Genomic DNA, 15211 nt, shown 5'->3' on the forward strand with positions numbered 1-15211 from the left:
TGGCCATCCGCCGCTTCCTGCGCCCGGTCTGCTACCAGAACCTCCCCGACGCCCTGCTGCCCGGCGACCTGCGATAAATCAAGCGCCCCGGGGCCCTGACCGATTGCCGGCAGGGCCCCGGGGGGTGCTCGAAAAGATGATCACGGCTATCCTGCGGCGGAAGAACGCCAAAGGAACCGAACATGACCGAAAGACCGATCGTCTACCACATCCCCGTCTGTCCCTTTTCCCAACGGCTGGAAATCCTGCTGGCCCTGAGGGGCACCCCGGATGCGGTCGAATTCCGGGTGGTCGACATCACGAAGCCCCGCGATCCCGAGCTGCTGCGCAAGACCCGTGGTACAACGGCCCTGCCGGTGCTGGAAACAGCCGAGGGGCGTATCCTCAAGGAAAGCCTCGTCATTCTGCGCTACCTCGACGAGGTATTGCCGGGCGGCCCATTGCGCCGGGCAGACCCGTTCGACCATGCAGTGGAATCCATGCTGATTGCCCTTGAAGGCCCTTTCACGACGGCGGGATATCTGTTCGTCCTGAACCAGGACAGGGATCAGCGGGAAGCGCATCGCGACAAGCTGTTGGGTCTTTACCGTGACATCGACGGTTTCCTGTCCGAGCACAGCCCCGAAGGGCCATTCCTTTTCGGGGAATTCGGCCTGGCCGAGGCGGTGTTCACGCCGATGTTCAAACGCTTCTGGTTTCTCGACTATTACGAGGATTTCTCGCTGCCCGAGGGGCCGGAATACGACCGTGTCCGGCGTTGGCGCAGCGCCTGCATGGCGCATCTCGGCACCGATCAGGTCTGCGAAGAGGAGATCGTCAAACTCTACTACGACTACGCGCTCGGGGCGGGCAACGGGGCGCTGGTCGACGGGCGGAGCGTGTCCAGCTTTGCCTTCGAACCGCATTGGCGCGACCGGCCGATGCCGCCGCGCGACAAATACGCGGGCAGCGCCTCGGACGCGGATTTGGGGCTGGTCTGACCGCTGGTCAGGCCCGCTCCGCTTCGTCCTCCAGCAGGCAGGCCACCTGGCGCCCCTGTCGGTTCAGCAAGTCGGGCCGGGTGCGGGCGCAGGCATCGATGCGTTTCGGACAGCGCGACTGAAAGAGGCAGCCCTGCGGCAGGTCCGTCGGGCTGGGCAGGTCTCCGGTCAGGATCTGAGGTTGCTGTTTCACGCGGGGATCGGGTACCGGAACCGCGGAAAGCAGTGCCTGCGTGTAGGGGTGGCGCGGGTTCGCCACCAGATCTGCCGCCGGTGCCAACTCCATCATGCCGCCCATGTACATTACCAAGATATCGTCGGAGATGTGGCGCACCACGCCCAGGTCATGGGCGACAAAGATCAGCGTCAGCCCCATCTCCGCCTGCAACTCCTTGAGAAGGTTGATGACCTGCGCCTGGATCGAGACGTCGAGCGCCGAGACCGGTTCATCGCAGAGTAGAATCTGCGGGCGGGCGATCAGAGCGCGGGCGATGCCGATGCGCTGGCATTGTCCGCCCGAGAATTCATGCGGGAACCGGTTCATGTTGCGCTCGGCGATGCCGACGCGGTCCAGCATCTCGATCACTTTCTGCCGCCTCTGTCGGCTGTTCAGCTCGGGGCAGAAGTAGACCAGCGGTTCGGCCACGATCTCGCGGATGGTCATGCGCGGGTTGAGCGAGGCCATGGGATCCTGAAAGATCATCTGCATTCGCCGGCGCAGTCTTTGCAGATCGGCCCGGCGGGCATAGTCGATGGGTTCGCCGTCCAGCGAGACGGAGCCGCTGTCATGAGGGCCAAGCCCGGCGATGGCGCGGATCAGGGTGGACTTGCCGCAGCCGGATTCGCCGACGATGCCCAGCACCTGGCCCGGCATCAGATCAAAGCCGACGCCAGTGACCGCCTGCAGGCGCCGAGGCGGCGACCAGGGAAATCGTTGGCCCTGGCGGACCGGGAAGGTCACGCGCATGTCGCTGACCGAGAGTATGGGATCGCTCATGTCAGTTCCTCCACCGGGCGGATGCAGGCGCGGCCCTCGCGGAATTCGGGCAGTCCGTCGTGGCAGGCGGGAATGGCATCGACGCAGCGTGGCGCAAAGGGGCAGGCCCGGGGGGCTGCGGTCTGGTTCGGCGGGCTTCCGGGTATGGCCGAAAGCGTGACATCGCCTTCGGTGATCCGTGGCACGGCGCGCAGCAAACCCCGGGTATAGGGATGCCCGGGCGCGTCGAAGATCGCGGGGGTCGGCGCGGCCTCCATCACGCGGCCACCATAGAGCACCATCGTGTCATCGCAGAACCCGGCGACGACGCCAAGGTCGTGGGTGATCAGCAGAACGGAAGTGCCCATGTCGCGCTGGATCTCGTCCAGAAGGGCCATGATCTGCGCCTGCACGGTGACGTCCAGCGCCGTGGTCGGTTCATCGGCGAGGATCAGCCGGGGGCGACAGATCAGGGCCATCGCGATCACGATACGCTGGCGCATCCCGCCCGAGAATTCGTGCGGATAGGCGCGCAGTCGGTTCCTGGCGTCGGGGATGCGCACGGCATCCATGACCTCCAGCGCACGTTTGCGGGCCTCGGCCCGGCTGGCGCCCTCGTGCAGTTCCACAACCTCGCCGAGCTGTCGTTCGATGGTCATGTAGGGGTTGAGCGAGCTCATGGGGTCCTGGAAGATCAGCGCGATCTGCGCGGCCCGCAGGGCATTCATCTGTGCGGCGGGCAGGGTCAGCAGGTCACGTTCGTCGAAACGGATCTGCCCGTCGATCTCTGCGTTTTTTGCCAGCAGACCCATGATGGCGAGGGCGATCTGGCTCTTGCCAGAGCCGCTTTCGCCCACAAGCGCAAGTTTCTGACCCTCGGCCATGTCGAAACTGACATCGTTGACCGCGTGCACCAGCCCGTCGCCGGTGCGAAAGCGGATCCGGAGGTTTTGTACCGAAAGCAGGGTCATCGGCGGTCCTTGGGGTCGAGGGCGTCGCGCAACCCGTCGCCGATGTAATACAGCGAGACTTGGGCGATCACGAAGAAGGCGGCGGGGAAGGCCAGTTGCCAGAGCGTGCCGAAGGTCATGGTCCGCGCGCCCTCAGAGATCAGCGCGCCCCAGCTTGTGTTCGGCTCCTGGATGCCGACGCCCAGGAAGGAAACGAGGCTTTCGGCCATGATGACCTCGGGGATGACGATCGAGGTATAGATCACGATCACCCAGAGGATGTTCGGCGCCAGGTGCTTGAAGATGATGGCGAGGTCGGACGTGCCCAGCATCCGCGCCGCATCGACGAATTCGCGGTGTTTCAGCATCATGACCTGCCCGCGCACGATCAAGAGGCCGGCGGTCCAGTTCACGATGATGATGACAATGATCATCTGCGTCAGTGAGCGACCAAAGAAAGCCTGCCAGACGACAAAGAAGATGATGTAGGGGATCGAGATCCAGATCGTGTAGAGCCCGGTGATAATCTGGTCGAGGCGCCCGCCGAAGTAGCCCGCCAGGGCCCCCAGCGTGGCCCCCAGCAGCACCGCCAGCGGACCGGCGACAAAGCCGACCATCAAGGAGGTGCGCGTGCCCTGGACGACGCGGGCATAAAGGTCGCGGCCCAGTTCGTCGACACCGAACCAGTGACCGTTTTCCAGGCTGGGGGCGCCTTCGGTCTTGATCCTGCCCAGGACGTTCCAGTCGATCTCCTCGAAGCTCCAGCGCGCAAGGTGATGCCCGAAGAGCGCGAAGAGTACCAGCGCCAGCAGCATGAATACGGAAAAGACCGCCAGCCGGTGTCCCAGGAAGCGGCGCCGGGCATCCGCCCAGAACGACCGCGAGACGATCATCTCTTCGGCGACGGTGTCGGCGAAGTCCCTGGAGTTGAGGTGTTTACGGGCGTCCGTCACAGGCTGCTCCGCACCTTGGGGTCGATCCAGGCATAAAGCAGGTCGAGCATGAGATTCAGGGCAAAGGTCAGAAGGCTGTAGAGGATCGCCAGCCCCAGCAGCATGGAGTAATCGCGGCTATAGGCGCCGTCGATGAAATCCTGCCCGATGCCGCCGGTGGAAAAGAAGACGTCGATGAAGACCGATCCGGTGATCATGTAGACAAAAACCGGGCCCATGTAGGTCAGCGTCGGCAAGAGCGCCGGTTTCAGCGCATGCCGCCAGATGATGACTCGTTCCGGCAGGCCCTTTGCGCGGGCAGTCTGGATAAAGGGCGCGTTCAGCACCTCCAGCATGGAACCGCGTGTCAGGCGGGCGACACCTGCCATGTAGGATGTCCCCAGCGCGATGGCGGGCATGACGATGTATTCCCATTGCCCGCCGTTCCAGCCCCCCCCGGGCAACAGTCCCCAGGACAGGGTGAAGAGCAGCACGAGGATCGGGGCGAGAACGAAATTCGGAAAGATCTGCGAGAAGATGGCAAGCCCCGTCATCGTGTAGTCCCAGATGCTGTTGTGGCGCAGCGCGGCGATGATCCCCAGCGGGATGCCCAGCACCAGCACGAAGACCGCCGACCAGAACCCGTAGGTCAGCGTGACCGGAAACCCCTGGGCGATCACGTCATTCACCGTTCGATCCTTCTGGGCAAAACTGGGCCCGAAGTCGAAATGGAAGACGATGTTCTTGATATAGGTCCAGAGCTGGACATAAAGCGGCTGATCCATGCCGTAGCGTTCCAGCACGTTCTGCATGACCGCAGGCGGCAGCGGCTTTTCAGAGGTGAACGGACCACCGGGCGCCAGCCGCATCAGGTAGAAGGAAAAGACGATCAGCACCAGGAGCGTCGGGATCACCGTCAGCAATCGGCGCAGGGTGTAGTTGAACATGGGGGAACCGGATCCGGGGTTCGAGCAATGTGACCCCGTCCCGGGCCTGGCCCGGGACCCCCGCGCCGGTGGAACCGTGCAGAGGCCCCGGAATAGGTCCGGGGCGGGGGGTGCGGATAAGCGACGCGGCGCTTACTCGGCGACCTTGTAGAGGTCCTTGGCGTACCAGTTCTGCTCGACATTGTTGACCGGCCAGCCCTTGATCTGGTCGCTCAGCATCATGTTGATCGAGGCGTGAAAGATCGGGATCACCGGCATTTCCTGGGACAGGATCTCTTCGACTTCGAAGTAGAGAGGACCGGCATCCTGCGAGGATTTGGCCTCTGCCATCAATTCGTCGACGCGGGCGTTGGAATACTTGCCGTCGTTGTAGCCCGACTGCGATGTCAGCAGATCGAGGAAGGTGGAGGCCTCGTTGTAGTCGCCGCACCATGCACCGCGGGCAAGTTCGAAGTTCTGGTTGCCGCGGGTTTCCAGGAAGACTTTCCATTCCTGGTTTTCCAGCGTCACCTCGACACCCAGTTTTTGCTTCCACATCTGGCTGGCCACGATGCCGATCTGCTGGTGGCTTTCGGAGGTGTTGTAGAGATAGGTGAAGGACAACGTGTCGCCGTCCGGACCGTACCCCGCTTCTGCCAGCAATTCCTTGGCTTTCGCGTCGCGCTCTGCCTGGGTCATGTTGGCATAGTCGATCTCGGGCACCTCGAAACCTTCGGTGGCGCCGGGGGTGAAGTTATAGGCCGGGAATTGGCCGCCCTGCAGCACGCCGTCGACGATCACGTCACGGTCCAGCGCGTAGGACAGCGCCTGGCGGACGCGCACGTCCTGAAACGGCTCGGGCCCGTCCTTGAGATTGAAGGTCATGTAATAGTTGCACAGCCGCGGCACGGCATAGGCCTGGTCGGGGAACTCTTCCTTCAGGGCCGGATACTGGCCGGAGGGAATGTCCGTCTTGTCGACCTCTCCCGCGCGCCAGCGGGTCAGGCCCTGCGCTTCGTCGCCGATGACCAGCGTCACGACCCGTTCCAGCACGGTCTTGTCATTGTCCCAGTACATCTCGTTGCGCTCGCGCACCGACCGTTCCTTGGGGACATGTTCGGTCAGGACATAGGCGCCGTTCGAAACGATGTTCTCTGGGCGGGTCCATTCCTGGCCGTGTTCCTCGATCGCCCATTTCGGCGCCGGGAAGGTGGTGGCGTGCGTGACCATCTTGGCAAAATAGGGCAGCGGCTGGCTCAACTGCACCACCAGCGTGTGGTCGTCGGGGGCCGAGACGCCGAGGTCGGTGATCGGCTTTTCGCCCGCGATGATCGCGGCGCCGTTCTGGATCGACATCAGTTCCATGTACCAGGCGTAGGGCGAGGCCAGTTCGGGATCCACCGCGCGCTGCCAGGCATAGACGAAATCGCCGGCGGTGACGGGTTTGCCATCCGACCACTTGGCATCGTCGCGCAGGGTGAAGGTATAGGTCATGTTGTCTTCGCTGACCGTGTGGCTGAGGGCGACGCCCGGCACGATCTCGCCGTCGGCGTTCTGGTTGTAGAGCCCTTCGAAGAGATCACGCACCACTTCGGAGCCGTTCACATCCTCGACCACCTGCGGGTCGAAAGAGGAGAATTCGTCGAGCACGCGGTAGGTGAAGGTCTGGTCGGCTGCCAGTTGGGTGCCCTCGGGGACATCGGCGGCAAAACCGGCCGTCATCAGAGTGGTCGACAAAAGAAATGGAACAATCGCGGAACGATACTTCATGGTTCTCCCCAGGGTTGGATGTTCTCGCGGCAAAGCGTGCCCGAGTTGCAGGACCTTGCAAAGGCTTTTTCTGGCTGCCCGCAGGCCCGTCGGCCGGACAACCGTGGGGTGAAACGTGGTGGAAGGTCAAGGGGCGATCAGGCAGCGAGGTGGCGGTTTGACGCCACGGCCATGCCCAGCCGTTGCTTCAGACGTGTCAGTCAGGGGCGCAGGCGATTGGAACATGCGGAAGACTGGCCCAGAAAGCAGCAACATCCGCCATTGCCTCGGCCTCTATGACAAGGGCGCGAGGGTGGGACCCGTCCCGCGCCAACCCGATGGCCAGATCCGGATCGCTGGCAAGAATGAAGAAGAGTATTTCATTTCCGTTCAGGATGTTGGCGGCTGGGGACGGGGGTTCCAGAAGGGTCTGTAGCTGCCTTTCCAAGGTGCCGGGAATGGGGTGGCTCGGACGGAACTGCCGGGTCGGGTGTCCCGGTTCGATGACAGCGACCAACACCTCTTCGGCGGCGGCAAGGAGATAGGCCCAACGGTCCGGGATCACTGCGTCCGGCAAAGCCAGCCCAAGCTGCCGGCAAAGCGCATCGCTGGCAATGCCGGAGTGCGCGGGATCCGGGGGGCGCAGGGGCGGGGTGGACCTGCATTGCAACCTTTGGTCGCCGGGCAGCAACCGGGCCAAGGTCCGGGCCACGGCCTCCACTTCCGAGAATTTCAGCGGTTTGCAGGACAGAGCCTGCGCCTCTGCCGGGGCGTTGTCCGGCAGTTCGACGATGCGCGACAACTGTCCAGACGCCGCCTCCAGCCGCAACAAGGGGATCCCGCCGTCGAGGATTGTCAGTTCGCGCGGCGCAATGCAGGCCGCGATGGCGTCGAGGACAAAGCCCTGCGCCTCTTCTGCCGAAGCGGCGGCCAGGGAATCGCTGTCGGTGCCCAGGGCCGCCGCCCGCGCCAGAATGGTTGCAATCGAGGGATGGTCGGTCATGTCATGCTTTCCGGATCGCCAAGTTGCCCCGCAGCAGCGCAAATCGCGGGCAGGTCGGCCCGGGGGCCGAGCACCGCACAGATCACCTCACTCGGCTCTTGGGGCATTTGCAGGAACAATCGGCTGCCACGGGGGCCGCTCAGAAGGGCCATGCCGCTGACGGGCAGGTCCGCACGGAACAGGGCGCAGGCCGTTGCACAGAGATCGTCTAGGCGTTCCTGTCCCTGGTGGATGGCGCTGTCGAAAGTCAGGACGGTGCGCGCCGCGGTGTCGGCGAGCATCACCAGTTCGCAATGAGCGAAACCGGCACGGAACCGGGCAAGATCGTCACGGGTCATCGGGTAGCCTCTGCTGGCCCTGTCATGACCCGCGGCGGGTTAAGGTCGCCTTACCTCGGGACGTCTTCCGGTGATCAGGCGTGACGGTGTTCGGGCCTTGATCGGGCGCCCTGCGACTTGCTGCGCGTGATACGGCGGGGCACGATCCTCGGCTCGGTGCCGCTGCCGGCGGAAGGTGCCGCGGGCCGGGACCGGCTGGCCGGTGGCGTTGGGGCGGTGGCGCGCGGTGTCTCCACCGGGGCAGGCGGCTCCAATCCTTCGAGAGCATGGCACAGAAAACGGACCAGGGCGGCGGCGCCGGTTGCCTCCAGCACGTCGTCGTTGTCACGACCCGCCAGCGCGCCGGTCAGCGAGATCGGCAGCACGTCGCGGAACAGCGCCCCGGCCTCGGCCCGGACCCGTGCAAAGACCCGCGCCCGGTCCCGTTCTGCCTGCATCTTGTCGATGCGGGTGATCAGAAGCAGGCTCTTTGTCCAGAGTTGTGGCGGAACCTGTTCCCAGAGGGCGGCCTCGGACTGGCGCCAGGCCTGGTTGGCCGGCGTGCACCAGATCGCCAGGTCGACCTTGGGCAGGAAGGCATCCCAGAAATCCGGTGCCATGTTCGGATCCGAGGTCCCGGGCAGGTCGATCAGGTCGCAGGCTTGCAGGATATCCGCGTCCAGCTGGGCCTGGATCATCCGGGTATCCTCGGGCGATACCGCCGACCAGTCATCGGCGGGCAGGGGCGTCGCACTGCCGTCCTGGCCGATGCGTCGCGCACCTGGGGTGCCCAGTTGATACCAGACCGGCGGCAGCTGCGTGGCCGTGACCTGTACCGGAGAGCTGTTCTGACCCAGGAGCAGGTTGGCCAGGGTGCTCTTGCCCGCGCTGAATTCTCCCATCAGGGCGACGCGTGGCTTTCGGGCGCTCGGGTCGGTGGGACGATCGTCTGTCATGATGCGGACCTCTGCTGTTGGTTTCGGGGGGCTGGGGCATGGGAGGCGCTGTCCTGGGCCAGGCCGGTCAGGATCTCGCGCTGGCCCTGGATGAACCCGCTCAGCGTCTTGCGCAGCTCTTGCGAGAAGGGCGCGGCGCATTGGTGGTGCAGGGCTTCGACCACCGGCTTGGTTTCTTCGTGGATCAGGCGCGAAAAGTCGTCAGCAAAGGCGTGATAGCCGCGTTGACGCCGCCAGAACCGCGCCCACCAGCTGCCCCTAAGGTCCAGCGCGATGGTCTGGCCAAGGCTGATCGGTGCGGGGGCCGAGGGCAGTGGCGGCGGCTTGATCGCGGGCCCCTCCGGCTCCAGTGCGAAGGCCGTTCGGTAGAGTGCGCCGATGTCCTCGGCCGCCCCGGACAGGACCTCTGTTCCGGCCTTCCCGGCGCCCTGGACAAAGACCTTGTAGGCGCTGCGCAAGAGCATTCGCAGGCCCGAGGGGTCGTAGGTCCAGACCTCGCCTTCGCCATAATGTTCGAGGTGCTTGACCAGGGATGCGGTTGCCCGCCCGAGGAAGGCGCGGCGGGCATTGTCGGACCGGTTGGCAAAGGCCTCGTGCATCCGGGCCAGGTGGGCCTCCAGCGCCGCACAGGCGCGATCTTCGATCCGGTCGAGCTGGTGGGCGATGTCCGGCGGGGTCATTGTCAATTGCCGAGGTTCGAACGTATCGCACCCATTGCGGGACCCAATGGCCGTCTTGCCCGTTTGCAGGTTGTCCAGTGCCACATCCAGGGTCTGTTCCAGGCGTGCGCCCATCCCCTGTTCGACCCGCTGGGCAATGGCATCGCCAAGGGTGGGCAGGCCGGAAAGCTGCCAGATAATCTCCTGCGCGGGCAGGTGGGCCAGTTTGCTGGTGACATGTGCTTCGGCCCAGCTGACCAGCGCCGCGGCACTGTCGGTGCCCAGGTCGTCCAGGCGGCCCGCCACGGCGTGATGGCCCCAGTAGCCAGAACCGAAGATGATCTCTGCCTCCTGCGGACCATCGAAGCGGCGCAGGGTGGCAAGGATGCTGGCGCGGATCTCGGATACGGCGCTCACCGGGTCCGCCAGTTCGTCGATACGGTTCACGAAGATGATGACGTCGCGCGATTTCACGTTCGAGATCAGCCGGATCAGGCCAAGATCCACCGAGGACAGGGCCTGTTGCGCGGACAGGACCATCACGCAAAGCCGGCTGCCGCGCAGCGCGTTGATGGTAATCTGTTCGCGGATCATGAAGGTGTCGTTGACACCTGGCGTGTCACGGATGCACAGGCCAAGAGGCAGGTCCGGTCCTGCGAACCAGAGATCCGCCGACTTGGTGATATCGGCGAACCGGCCCTGGTCGGGGCTGCCGTCCGCCTCTTCCCAGAAATCGTCGCCCAGGCAGACGTAGCGCTGGATCAACTCCTGGTCGAAAGTGTCGTAGTCATGGGTCTGCCCCAGCAGCATCTGGAACTTGCGCCCCAGCCTTGCCTTGGATTTCTCGCGCATCTCGTCCAGTTGCGCGCGGACCTTTTCCAGTTCCGTGTCCGCCCCGGCCCGCGCGGCGATTTCGCCGACCCGGCCCCCCTGGCGGATCAGGTGGTCCCATTCCTCGTTGGTAAAAAACCGAAAAGCAGCGCGGCGATCCTGCGGTTTCAACTGCGGCGACATGTGCAGCGACGTCACGACGGAGGTCCAGGGATTCACGTCCGCGGGCAAGAGGTCCGGCCAGCCGGTGAGCGCGTTGACCAGCGTGGTCTTGCCCGCCTTGACCTGCCCGATGAAGGTCACCGAAGGTTCGAAGGCACGGATCTGGCGGCGGTGCTCGCGAGCCTGGTGGGCGATGCTCTCCTCGCTGCATTGCGCCATTTCTGCAAAACGCATGTCGAGATCGGCCAACCGTTCCGCAAGGGCGGAAAAGCCGTCGAAGGCCTTGGGGGGCGTTGCGATCGGATCCGTCGAAACCTGTGTCATGCGTCTTGTCTCACCTGGATATCCTCTTGCGGGATCTTCGGAGGCCGTCAGGCGGCCATGTGCTGCTCGACATCCTGCCGGACCTGCAGCAACAACTGCGCCGCATCGGCCAATTGCTCGGTCCCGCCCTCGATCCGCAGCAGCAGAGCCAGGTCCTGAGCCTCGTCGAACCGCGCCACGAGGTCGGGCAGATGTTCCTGCAGGCTTTCGGCCCCGGCGGCTCTTTCGGCCAGATTGGCGAATGTCTCATCGAAGGCGCCAAACAGGGTATCGTCGTCGCAACCGCCCCCAAGGGTCGCGGCGAGGCCGTCTGCCGCGTCGCGCACCGCATGAAAGACGCGGGCAAGGTCGCGCGCGGCCTCGGGTGGCAGCGTGGCGGGATGCGGGATGACCTCTGCGGTCCGCGCCTGCTCTTCGGAGGGGGCACGCTGCGCGGGCGTGCCATAGCGGTGCAGCAGCATCTGGGCGGCGTGAATGTCTTGCAGGCTGGCGTCCTCGATCACCTGGTCCAGATGGGCGACCAGCGGGGCCAGTCCCCTTGCGGCGACGGGGTTTACGTGGAACTGTCCGTCAAACCCCGCGCCGGGCGACTTGGAAGGACGGTCGCCGGTCTGGACCAGCAGCGCGTGGTTGTGCAGGCGATCCGGCGCCGCCTGCCAGAGGTCGCGTTCGAAATCGTTCCAATCGCGGGAACACCAGAGCGCAAGGTCGACGCGCGAAGCTGCCCAGGACAGGCCGGCGCGCAGGTCCGAGGCGCTGGTATCGGTGACGAGCAACAATAGCTGACGGCCCGACAGGGCAGGTTCGGGCGTTGTGATCTGCAGGAAGACAGGGCCCTGAGCAAGCAGGTCCGGCGTTGGCAGGCCCTCGCCCCCGATCCTGCTGCCGTCAGGCAGCATGGCACTGGTCCGGGCCGCGGGCCCTTGCGACAGCTCCAGCGTTGGCAGCGGCTGCGCCACGAGATCGGGTGGCAGTCCGCCAAGCGCTGCCAGGACGGCCCGTTTCCCGGCGCCGGGCAAACCCAGCAGGCCGATGCGCACCGGCGCCGCCAGCTTCCGGGCCAGCGCGGCGCAATTGGCCTGGGCCTTGGCCGAAAGGCGCGCGTCAGCGCAGAGCGCCTGCAGTCCGGCCACTGTGTCCGCATGATCGGAGGGCAGGGGAGTCACGATCCGGCCCTCCGTTTGACGGGGATCCGGCCGGTCAATCCTGCGATCCCAAGCAGTGGCAGACGCGCGGCCAATTGTCCGGCGTGGCGCGCTATTCGGCGGGCGGTTGCGCTGTCAGGAGCGGGGATCATACGGATCACCACCAAAGAGACATTGTCCTGGTGGGCGGCCTGTTTGTCCCGGACCGCCGCGAGCAGGGCGCGGGTCAAGGCGGTGCTGCCCGCCTGTGGGCGCCCTCGCAGGATTCGCGCGATCTCGGTCGGATCGAGCACGTTCAACCCGTCACTGGCCAACAGGACGATATCCCCGGGTTCCAGCGCCAAGGCTTCTGCCGGGCAATCGACCAAGGGCACGCTCTGACCGGTGACAGCGGAGGTAAGGCAATGGCGTTGCGGATGCTCGCGGGCGGCCTCAGGCGCAATCGCGCCGCGTGCCGCCATGAGATCCAGTTGTGCCCCCATCGAATGCAATACGTTCAGCCGCCGCAACGCGCCGTCTCGAAACAGGTACAGCGGGCTGTCCCCGACGGACAGCCAGCGGAGCCAGCCGCCGTCCACGCGCAGCGCCACAAGCGTCCCGCCGGTGTCGGCACTGATGCAATCTGCGTCGATATGCTGTTTCAGGCGGGCATTGGCGCTGTCCAGCGCGGCGTGAAAACCGGGGTCGCCGCCGTCGGGTGCACGGGCCGCCGCCAGGTACATCTCGGCGAACATCTCGCTCACCAGGATGCGACTGGCGAGGTCGCCGTCATCATGACCACCCATGCCGTCCGACAACACGGCCAGTCCGGGCAAGCCGCCCTCTGGGAACTGTGCGATCAGCGCATCCTCTTGTCGGCTGCGGCGCCCCAGGTGTTGGCCCGAGGCCGCGTCGGTGGCCAGCTCATCCATTGTCCTGCGCCCCGCCGTCGGGAGCGGTCCAGGACATGCCGTCACCGCAGAAGGCCACGAAGCGCAGCACGGTCTTGCCGATGCGGATCGTGTCGCCATCATGCAGTTCCTCGGTGCTGAGCAGGGGCTTGTCGTTGAGGCGCACGATATTGGCCTTGCCGCCGTGGCCGATATAGCTGCGGTTGTCGTCCTCGTCGTAGGCGATGGCCACATGGCGGTCGCGAGAAATGGCGGTATCACCAAAATCCAGCGTCACGGTCTGATCCGGGTCGCGTCCCAAGGTCGACAGGCCAGCGGTCAGCGTGAAACTGGCCCCGCGGCCCGGTCCGTCGACCACGACGATCCAGCCGATCGGGAAGAAGGGTTCGGCGCTGGGCGCGCTTGCGGCGGGTGCGGCCAGCGGATCCGGGCCGGCGGGGTCGGAATGAAACCCCAGCAGCCGTGTCTTGACCCGCTGCGAACCGGGCCTGGGCGCCTCGGAAGGATCCGACCCCATTTCGGAGGCGCTGCGCGCCAGCGCCGAGGGGGCCGGGCTGGCGGGTGACGGCGCAGCGGGGTCTTCGGGGCTGTCCGGGTCCAGGTCCCAGATCCTTGGGTTGGGAAGGGCGTCCGCCTCCGGATCGAGCGATGGCAGATCCACCGGATCGGGCGCTGCGGGCGCGGCCCATTCCTGCCGCGGCGACGGTTGTGGCCGTTCCGGGCGGGGCACATGGTTGCGCGCGGCGCGGGCGCTGTCGATGTCGCAGTTTCGCGGGTCTTGTCCTCCCTCGAAGCGCTCGGCAAGATCGTCCCAGGGATCGCGCGCGGGCGCGTCTTGCAAAGGCGCGTCCAGCGCCGGGTCGGAAACCGGGCGTCTCCGCGCGATCAGGTTCTTGATACCCTGCATGTCCTTCACTCTTTCCTCAAAGGTTTGTTTCCAGCGCCCGCCGCTGGCCACGGCCCGACCAGGGCAGAAGCGCGCTCAGCAGGAAACGGCGGCGGCGCGGTGGTGGCGGGGCCTGCTCTTCGCTTGCGGTTTCTTCTGTCGGCTGCTCCGTTGCGGCATCGCGGACCCAGTCGGCGGGATCCTCGTTCAGGATCGCCCAGTATTCGCGCTCGGCGGCGCGTTTCGCCTCTTCGGGATCGGGACGGGGCGCGCGCTTGACGGGCGCGACACGCTCGACATCGTCTTCCGCGATGGCGGCGCGGTTGATGGCCACCATCTCGGCGATCTTGGTCTCGATCTCCGGGTCAACGGGGACAGGGTCCGGGGCCAACAGCGACGGGCGCCGCCCCGCCAGCACATCCAGCCATTCGTCGGCGCTTTGCAGCCGGTCCTTGGAAAAGAGGTTCAGACAGCGGTCGATGGCAGCCAGAAGGCGCGGGTCGTGCTGCGGGAACCTGCCCGACAGAGGACGGAAGGGATCGGGCCGCTGTTCGGCGACCGCTGCCAGCCGCAGGCTGCTGTTCGGCGGCGGGCTGCCCTCGATCAGGTGCACGAAGGTAGCGGCCAGGGCATAGAGATCGCTTGACCGCGATTGCGCGCTGCCGGTGATGTAGAATTCCTGCGGGGAATAGCCGTCCTTGACAGTGTGGACCCGCGACAGCACGCGGCTGGCCTGTGTCGCGCTTTGCCGCGCGGCGCCGAAATCGATCAGGACCGGCGTGCCCATCGTGTCCAGCAGGATGTTGTCCGGGGAAATGTCGCGATGGAGAATGCCGTTACGGTGCACATAGCTCAGCGCCTGCAAAAGCAGGACTGCCAGTTCGCGCACCGCCTCGGGCGTGAGCGCGTCGGGATGCTGGTCCAGCAGGTCGAAGAGATCGGTGCCCTCGACGAAATCCAGCGCCATGTACGCGGTGCCGTTGGCCTCGAAGATCTGGTGCACGCCGACGATGTTGGGGTGTTGCAGTTGTGCCAGCGCGCGCGCCTCTTTCTGGAACAGCTCGACCGCGCGGGTAAAGTCCATGTCGTAGCTTCTTGACCGCAGGCGAACGTCCTCGCCGCGGCGGCAGCAGATGGCGTTGGGGAAACATTCCTTGATGACGACCCGGCGTCCAAGGCTGTCGCGGGCAAGGTAGGTGATGCCGAAGCCGCCCGAATTCAGGTAGGTTTCGACCGTGTATTGCCCGTTGCACAGGGTCGTGCCCGGCGGCAGCCCGTCACCAAGGGTCTCGGCGGGTTCGGAAACCGGAATCTGCGACTGGTATGTCATACCTCGATACTCCTGTTCGAACGGGACAGGCTGCGGGCGGGGCCGGGTGCGGTGCAGGGTGCGTTCGGACCCGAAATCACCAGTCGTTGCGGGCCGGGCGGTGTCTGAATTTGGACGAAAATGCGTCGCTTGGATCGAAGGAAATTCAATCTTTATGGGTAATCGCGGCACTTCGCCGGGGCAGCGTTTCGTCCG

14 protein-coding genes and 1 pseudogene are annotated in these 15211 nt (G+C 65.3%); 2 read left to right on the top strand and 13 right to left on the bottom strand.

What is annotated here, in order from left to right; genetic code table 11:
• Both RBB42_RS28170 and RBB42_RS23310 read left to right on the top strand, forming a co-directional pair.
• Positions 1 to 77 (top strand): annotated as a pseudogene (locus RBB42_RS28170) (aldehyde dehydrogenase family protein); the annotation flags it as partial.
• Positions 78 to 182: 105 nt separating this feature from the next.
• A complete protein-coding gene (locus RBB42_RS23310; RefSeq protein WP_305971860.1) occupies positions 183 to 980 on the top strand; it encodes a glutathione S-transferase family protein in 798 nt (265 codons plus the stop codon).
• Positions 981 to 987: 7 nt separating this feature from the next.
• Here the strand turns inward: RBB42_RS23310 and RBB42_RS23315 are convergent, their stop codons facing one another.
• The 13 genes from RBB42_RS23315 to RBB42_RS23375 form a co-directional block, all read right to left on the bottom strand.
• Complete coding sequence (locus RBB42_RS23315) at positions 988 to 1977, bottom strand: ABC transporter ATP-binding protein (protein WP_305971861.1); 990 nt, start codon at positions 1975 to 1977, stop codon at positions 988 to 990.
• Positions 1974 to 2927, bottom strand: coding sequence for an ABC transporter ATP-binding protein (locus RBB42_RS23320; protein WP_305971862.1), 954 nt, complete (start codon positions 2925 to 2927; stop codon positions 1974 to 1976). The genes RBB42_RS23315 and RBB42_RS23320 overlap by 4 nt, the downstream gene beginning before the upstream one ends.
• Positions 2924 to 3859 carry an ABC transporter permease gene (locus RBB42_RS23325; protein ID WP_305971863.1) on the bottom strand — a complete coding sequence of 312 codons (936 nt, stop codon included), beginning with the start codon at positions 3857 to 3859 and terminating at the stop codon, positions 2924 to 2926. Before RBB42_RS23325 ends, RBB42_RS23320 begins: the two co-directional genes overlap by 4 nt.
• Entirely contained in the window at positions 3856 to 4785 is a 930-nt protein-coding gene (locus RBB42_RS23330; RefSeq protein WP_305971864.1) for an ABC transporter permease subunit, read from the bottom strand. Before RBB42_RS23330 ends, RBB42_RS23325 begins: the two co-directional genes overlap by 4 nt.
• A 132-nt stretch (positions 4786 to 4917) precedes the next feature.
• The gene (locus RBB42_RS23335; protein WP_371931816.1) at positions 4918 to 6534 is read right to left on the bottom strand and encodes a peptide ABC transporter substrate-binding protein; all 1617 of its coding nucleotides are present in this window, start codon (positions 6532 to 6534) and stop codon (positions 4918 to 4920) included.
• 196 nt (positions 6535 to 6730) lie between these two features.
• Positions 6731 to 7516, bottom strand: coding sequence for a hypothetical protein (locus RBB42_RS23340; RefSeq protein WP_305971865.1), 786 nt, complete (start codon positions 7514 to 7516; stop codon positions 6731 to 6733).
• Entirely contained in the window at positions 7513 to 7854 is a 342-nt protein-coding gene (locus tag RBB42_RS23345; RefSeq protein WP_305971866.1) for a hypothetical protein, read from the bottom strand. Before RBB42_RS23345 ends, RBB42_RS23340 begins: the two co-directional genes overlap by 4 nt.
• Positions 7855 to 7928: 74 nt before the next feature.
• On the bottom strand, positions 7929 to 8789 hold the full coding sequence (locus RBB42_RS23350) for a P-loop NTPase family protein (RefSeq protein WP_305971867.1): 861 nt from the start codon (positions 8787 to 8789) through the stop codon (positions 7929 to 7931).
• Positions 8786 to 10765 (bottom strand): dynamin family protein, encoded by a 1980-nt coding sequence (locus RBB42_RS23355; protein WP_305971868.1) that lies wholly within the window; start codon positions 10763 to 10765, stop codon positions 8786 to 8788. The genes RBB42_RS23350 and RBB42_RS23355 overlap by 4 nt, the downstream gene beginning before the upstream one ends.
• A 47-nt stretch (positions 10766 to 10812) precedes the next feature.
• Positions 10813 to 11931, bottom strand: coding sequence for a hypothetical protein (locus RBB42_RS23360; RefSeq protein WP_305971869.1), 1119 nt, complete (start codon positions 11929 to 11931; stop codon positions 10813 to 10815).
• A complete protein-coding gene (locus RBB42_RS23365; protein ID WP_305971870.1) occupies positions 11928 to 12821 on the bottom strand; it encodes a PP2C family protein-serine/threonine phosphatase in 894 nt (297 codons plus the stop codon). Before RBB42_RS23365 ends, RBB42_RS23360 begins: the two co-directional genes overlap by 4 nt.
• A complete protein-coding gene (locus RBB42_RS23370) occupies positions 12814 to 13707 on the bottom strand; it encodes an FHA domain-containing protein (protein ID WP_305971871.1) in 894 nt (297 codons plus the stop codon). The genes RBB42_RS23365 and RBB42_RS23370 overlap by 8 nt, the downstream gene beginning before the upstream one ends.
• 16 nt (positions 13708 to 13723) lie before the next feature.
• Positions 13724 to 15016 carry a serine/threonine-protein kinase gene (locus tag RBB42_RS23375; protein ID WP_305971872.1) on the bottom strand — a complete coding sequence of 431 codons (1293 nt, stop codon included), beginning with the start codon at positions 15014 to 15016 and terminating at the stop codon, positions 13724 to 13726.
• Positions 15017 to 15211 lie beyond the last annotated feature (195 nt).

The organism is Mameliella sp. MMSF_3455 (assembly GCF_030733205.1).
In the GTDB taxonomy this organism is placed as follows: Bacteria; Pseudomonadota; Alphaproteobacteria; order Rhodobacterales; family Rhodobacteraceae; genus Antarctobacter.

Bases quoted from the DNA above. Each gene is read 5' to 3' on its own strand.
- RBB42_RS23310 (WP_305971860.1), top strand. From the start codon at position 183: ATGACCGAAAGACCGATCGTCTACCACATCCCCGTCTGTCCCTTTTCC.
- RBB42_RS23315 (WP_305971861.1), bottom strand. From the start codon at position 1,977: ATGAGCGATCCCATACTCTCGGTCAGCGACATGCGCGTGACCTTCCCG.
- RBB42_RS23320 (WP_305971862.1), bottom strand. From the start codon at position 2,927: ATGACCCTGCTTTCGGTACAAAACCTCCGGATCCGCTTTCGCACCGGC.
- RBB42_RS23330 (WP_305971864.1), bottom strand. From the start codon at position 4,785: ATGTTCAACTACACCCTGCGCCGATTGCTGACGGTGATCCCGACGCTC.
- RBB42_RS23335 (WP_371931816.1), bottom strand. From the start codon at position 6,534: ATGAAGTATCGTTCCGCGATTGTTCCATTTCTTTTGTCGACCACTCTG.
- RBB42_RS23340 (WP_305971865.1), bottom strand. From the start codon at position 7,516: ATGACCGACCATCCCTCGATTGCAACCATTCTGGCGCGGGCGGCGGCC.
- RBB42_RS23345 (WP_305971866.1), bottom strand. From the start codon at position 7,854: ATGACCCGTGACGATCTTGCCCGGTTCCGTGCCGGTTTCGCTCATTGC.
- RBB42_RS23350 (WP_305971867.1), bottom strand. From the start codon at position 8,789: ATGACAGACGATCGTCCCACCGACCCGAGCGCCCGAAAGCCACGCGTC.
- RBB42_RS23355 (WP_305971868.1), bottom strand. From the start codon at position 10,765: ATGACACAGGTTTCGACGGATCCGATCGCAACGCCCCCCAAGGCCTTC.
- RBB42_RS23365 (WP_305971870.1), bottom strand. From the start codon at position 12,821: ATGGATGAGCTGGCCACCGACGCGGCCTCGGGCCAACACCTGGGGCGC.
- RBB42_RS23370 (WP_305971871.1), bottom strand. From the start codon at position 13,707: ATGCAGGGTATCAAGAACCTGATCGCGCGGAGACGCCCGGTTTCCGAC.
- RBB42_RS23375 (WP_305971872.1), bottom strand. From the start codon at position 15,016: ATGACATACCAGTCGCAGATTCCGGTTTCCGAACCCGCCGAGACCCTT.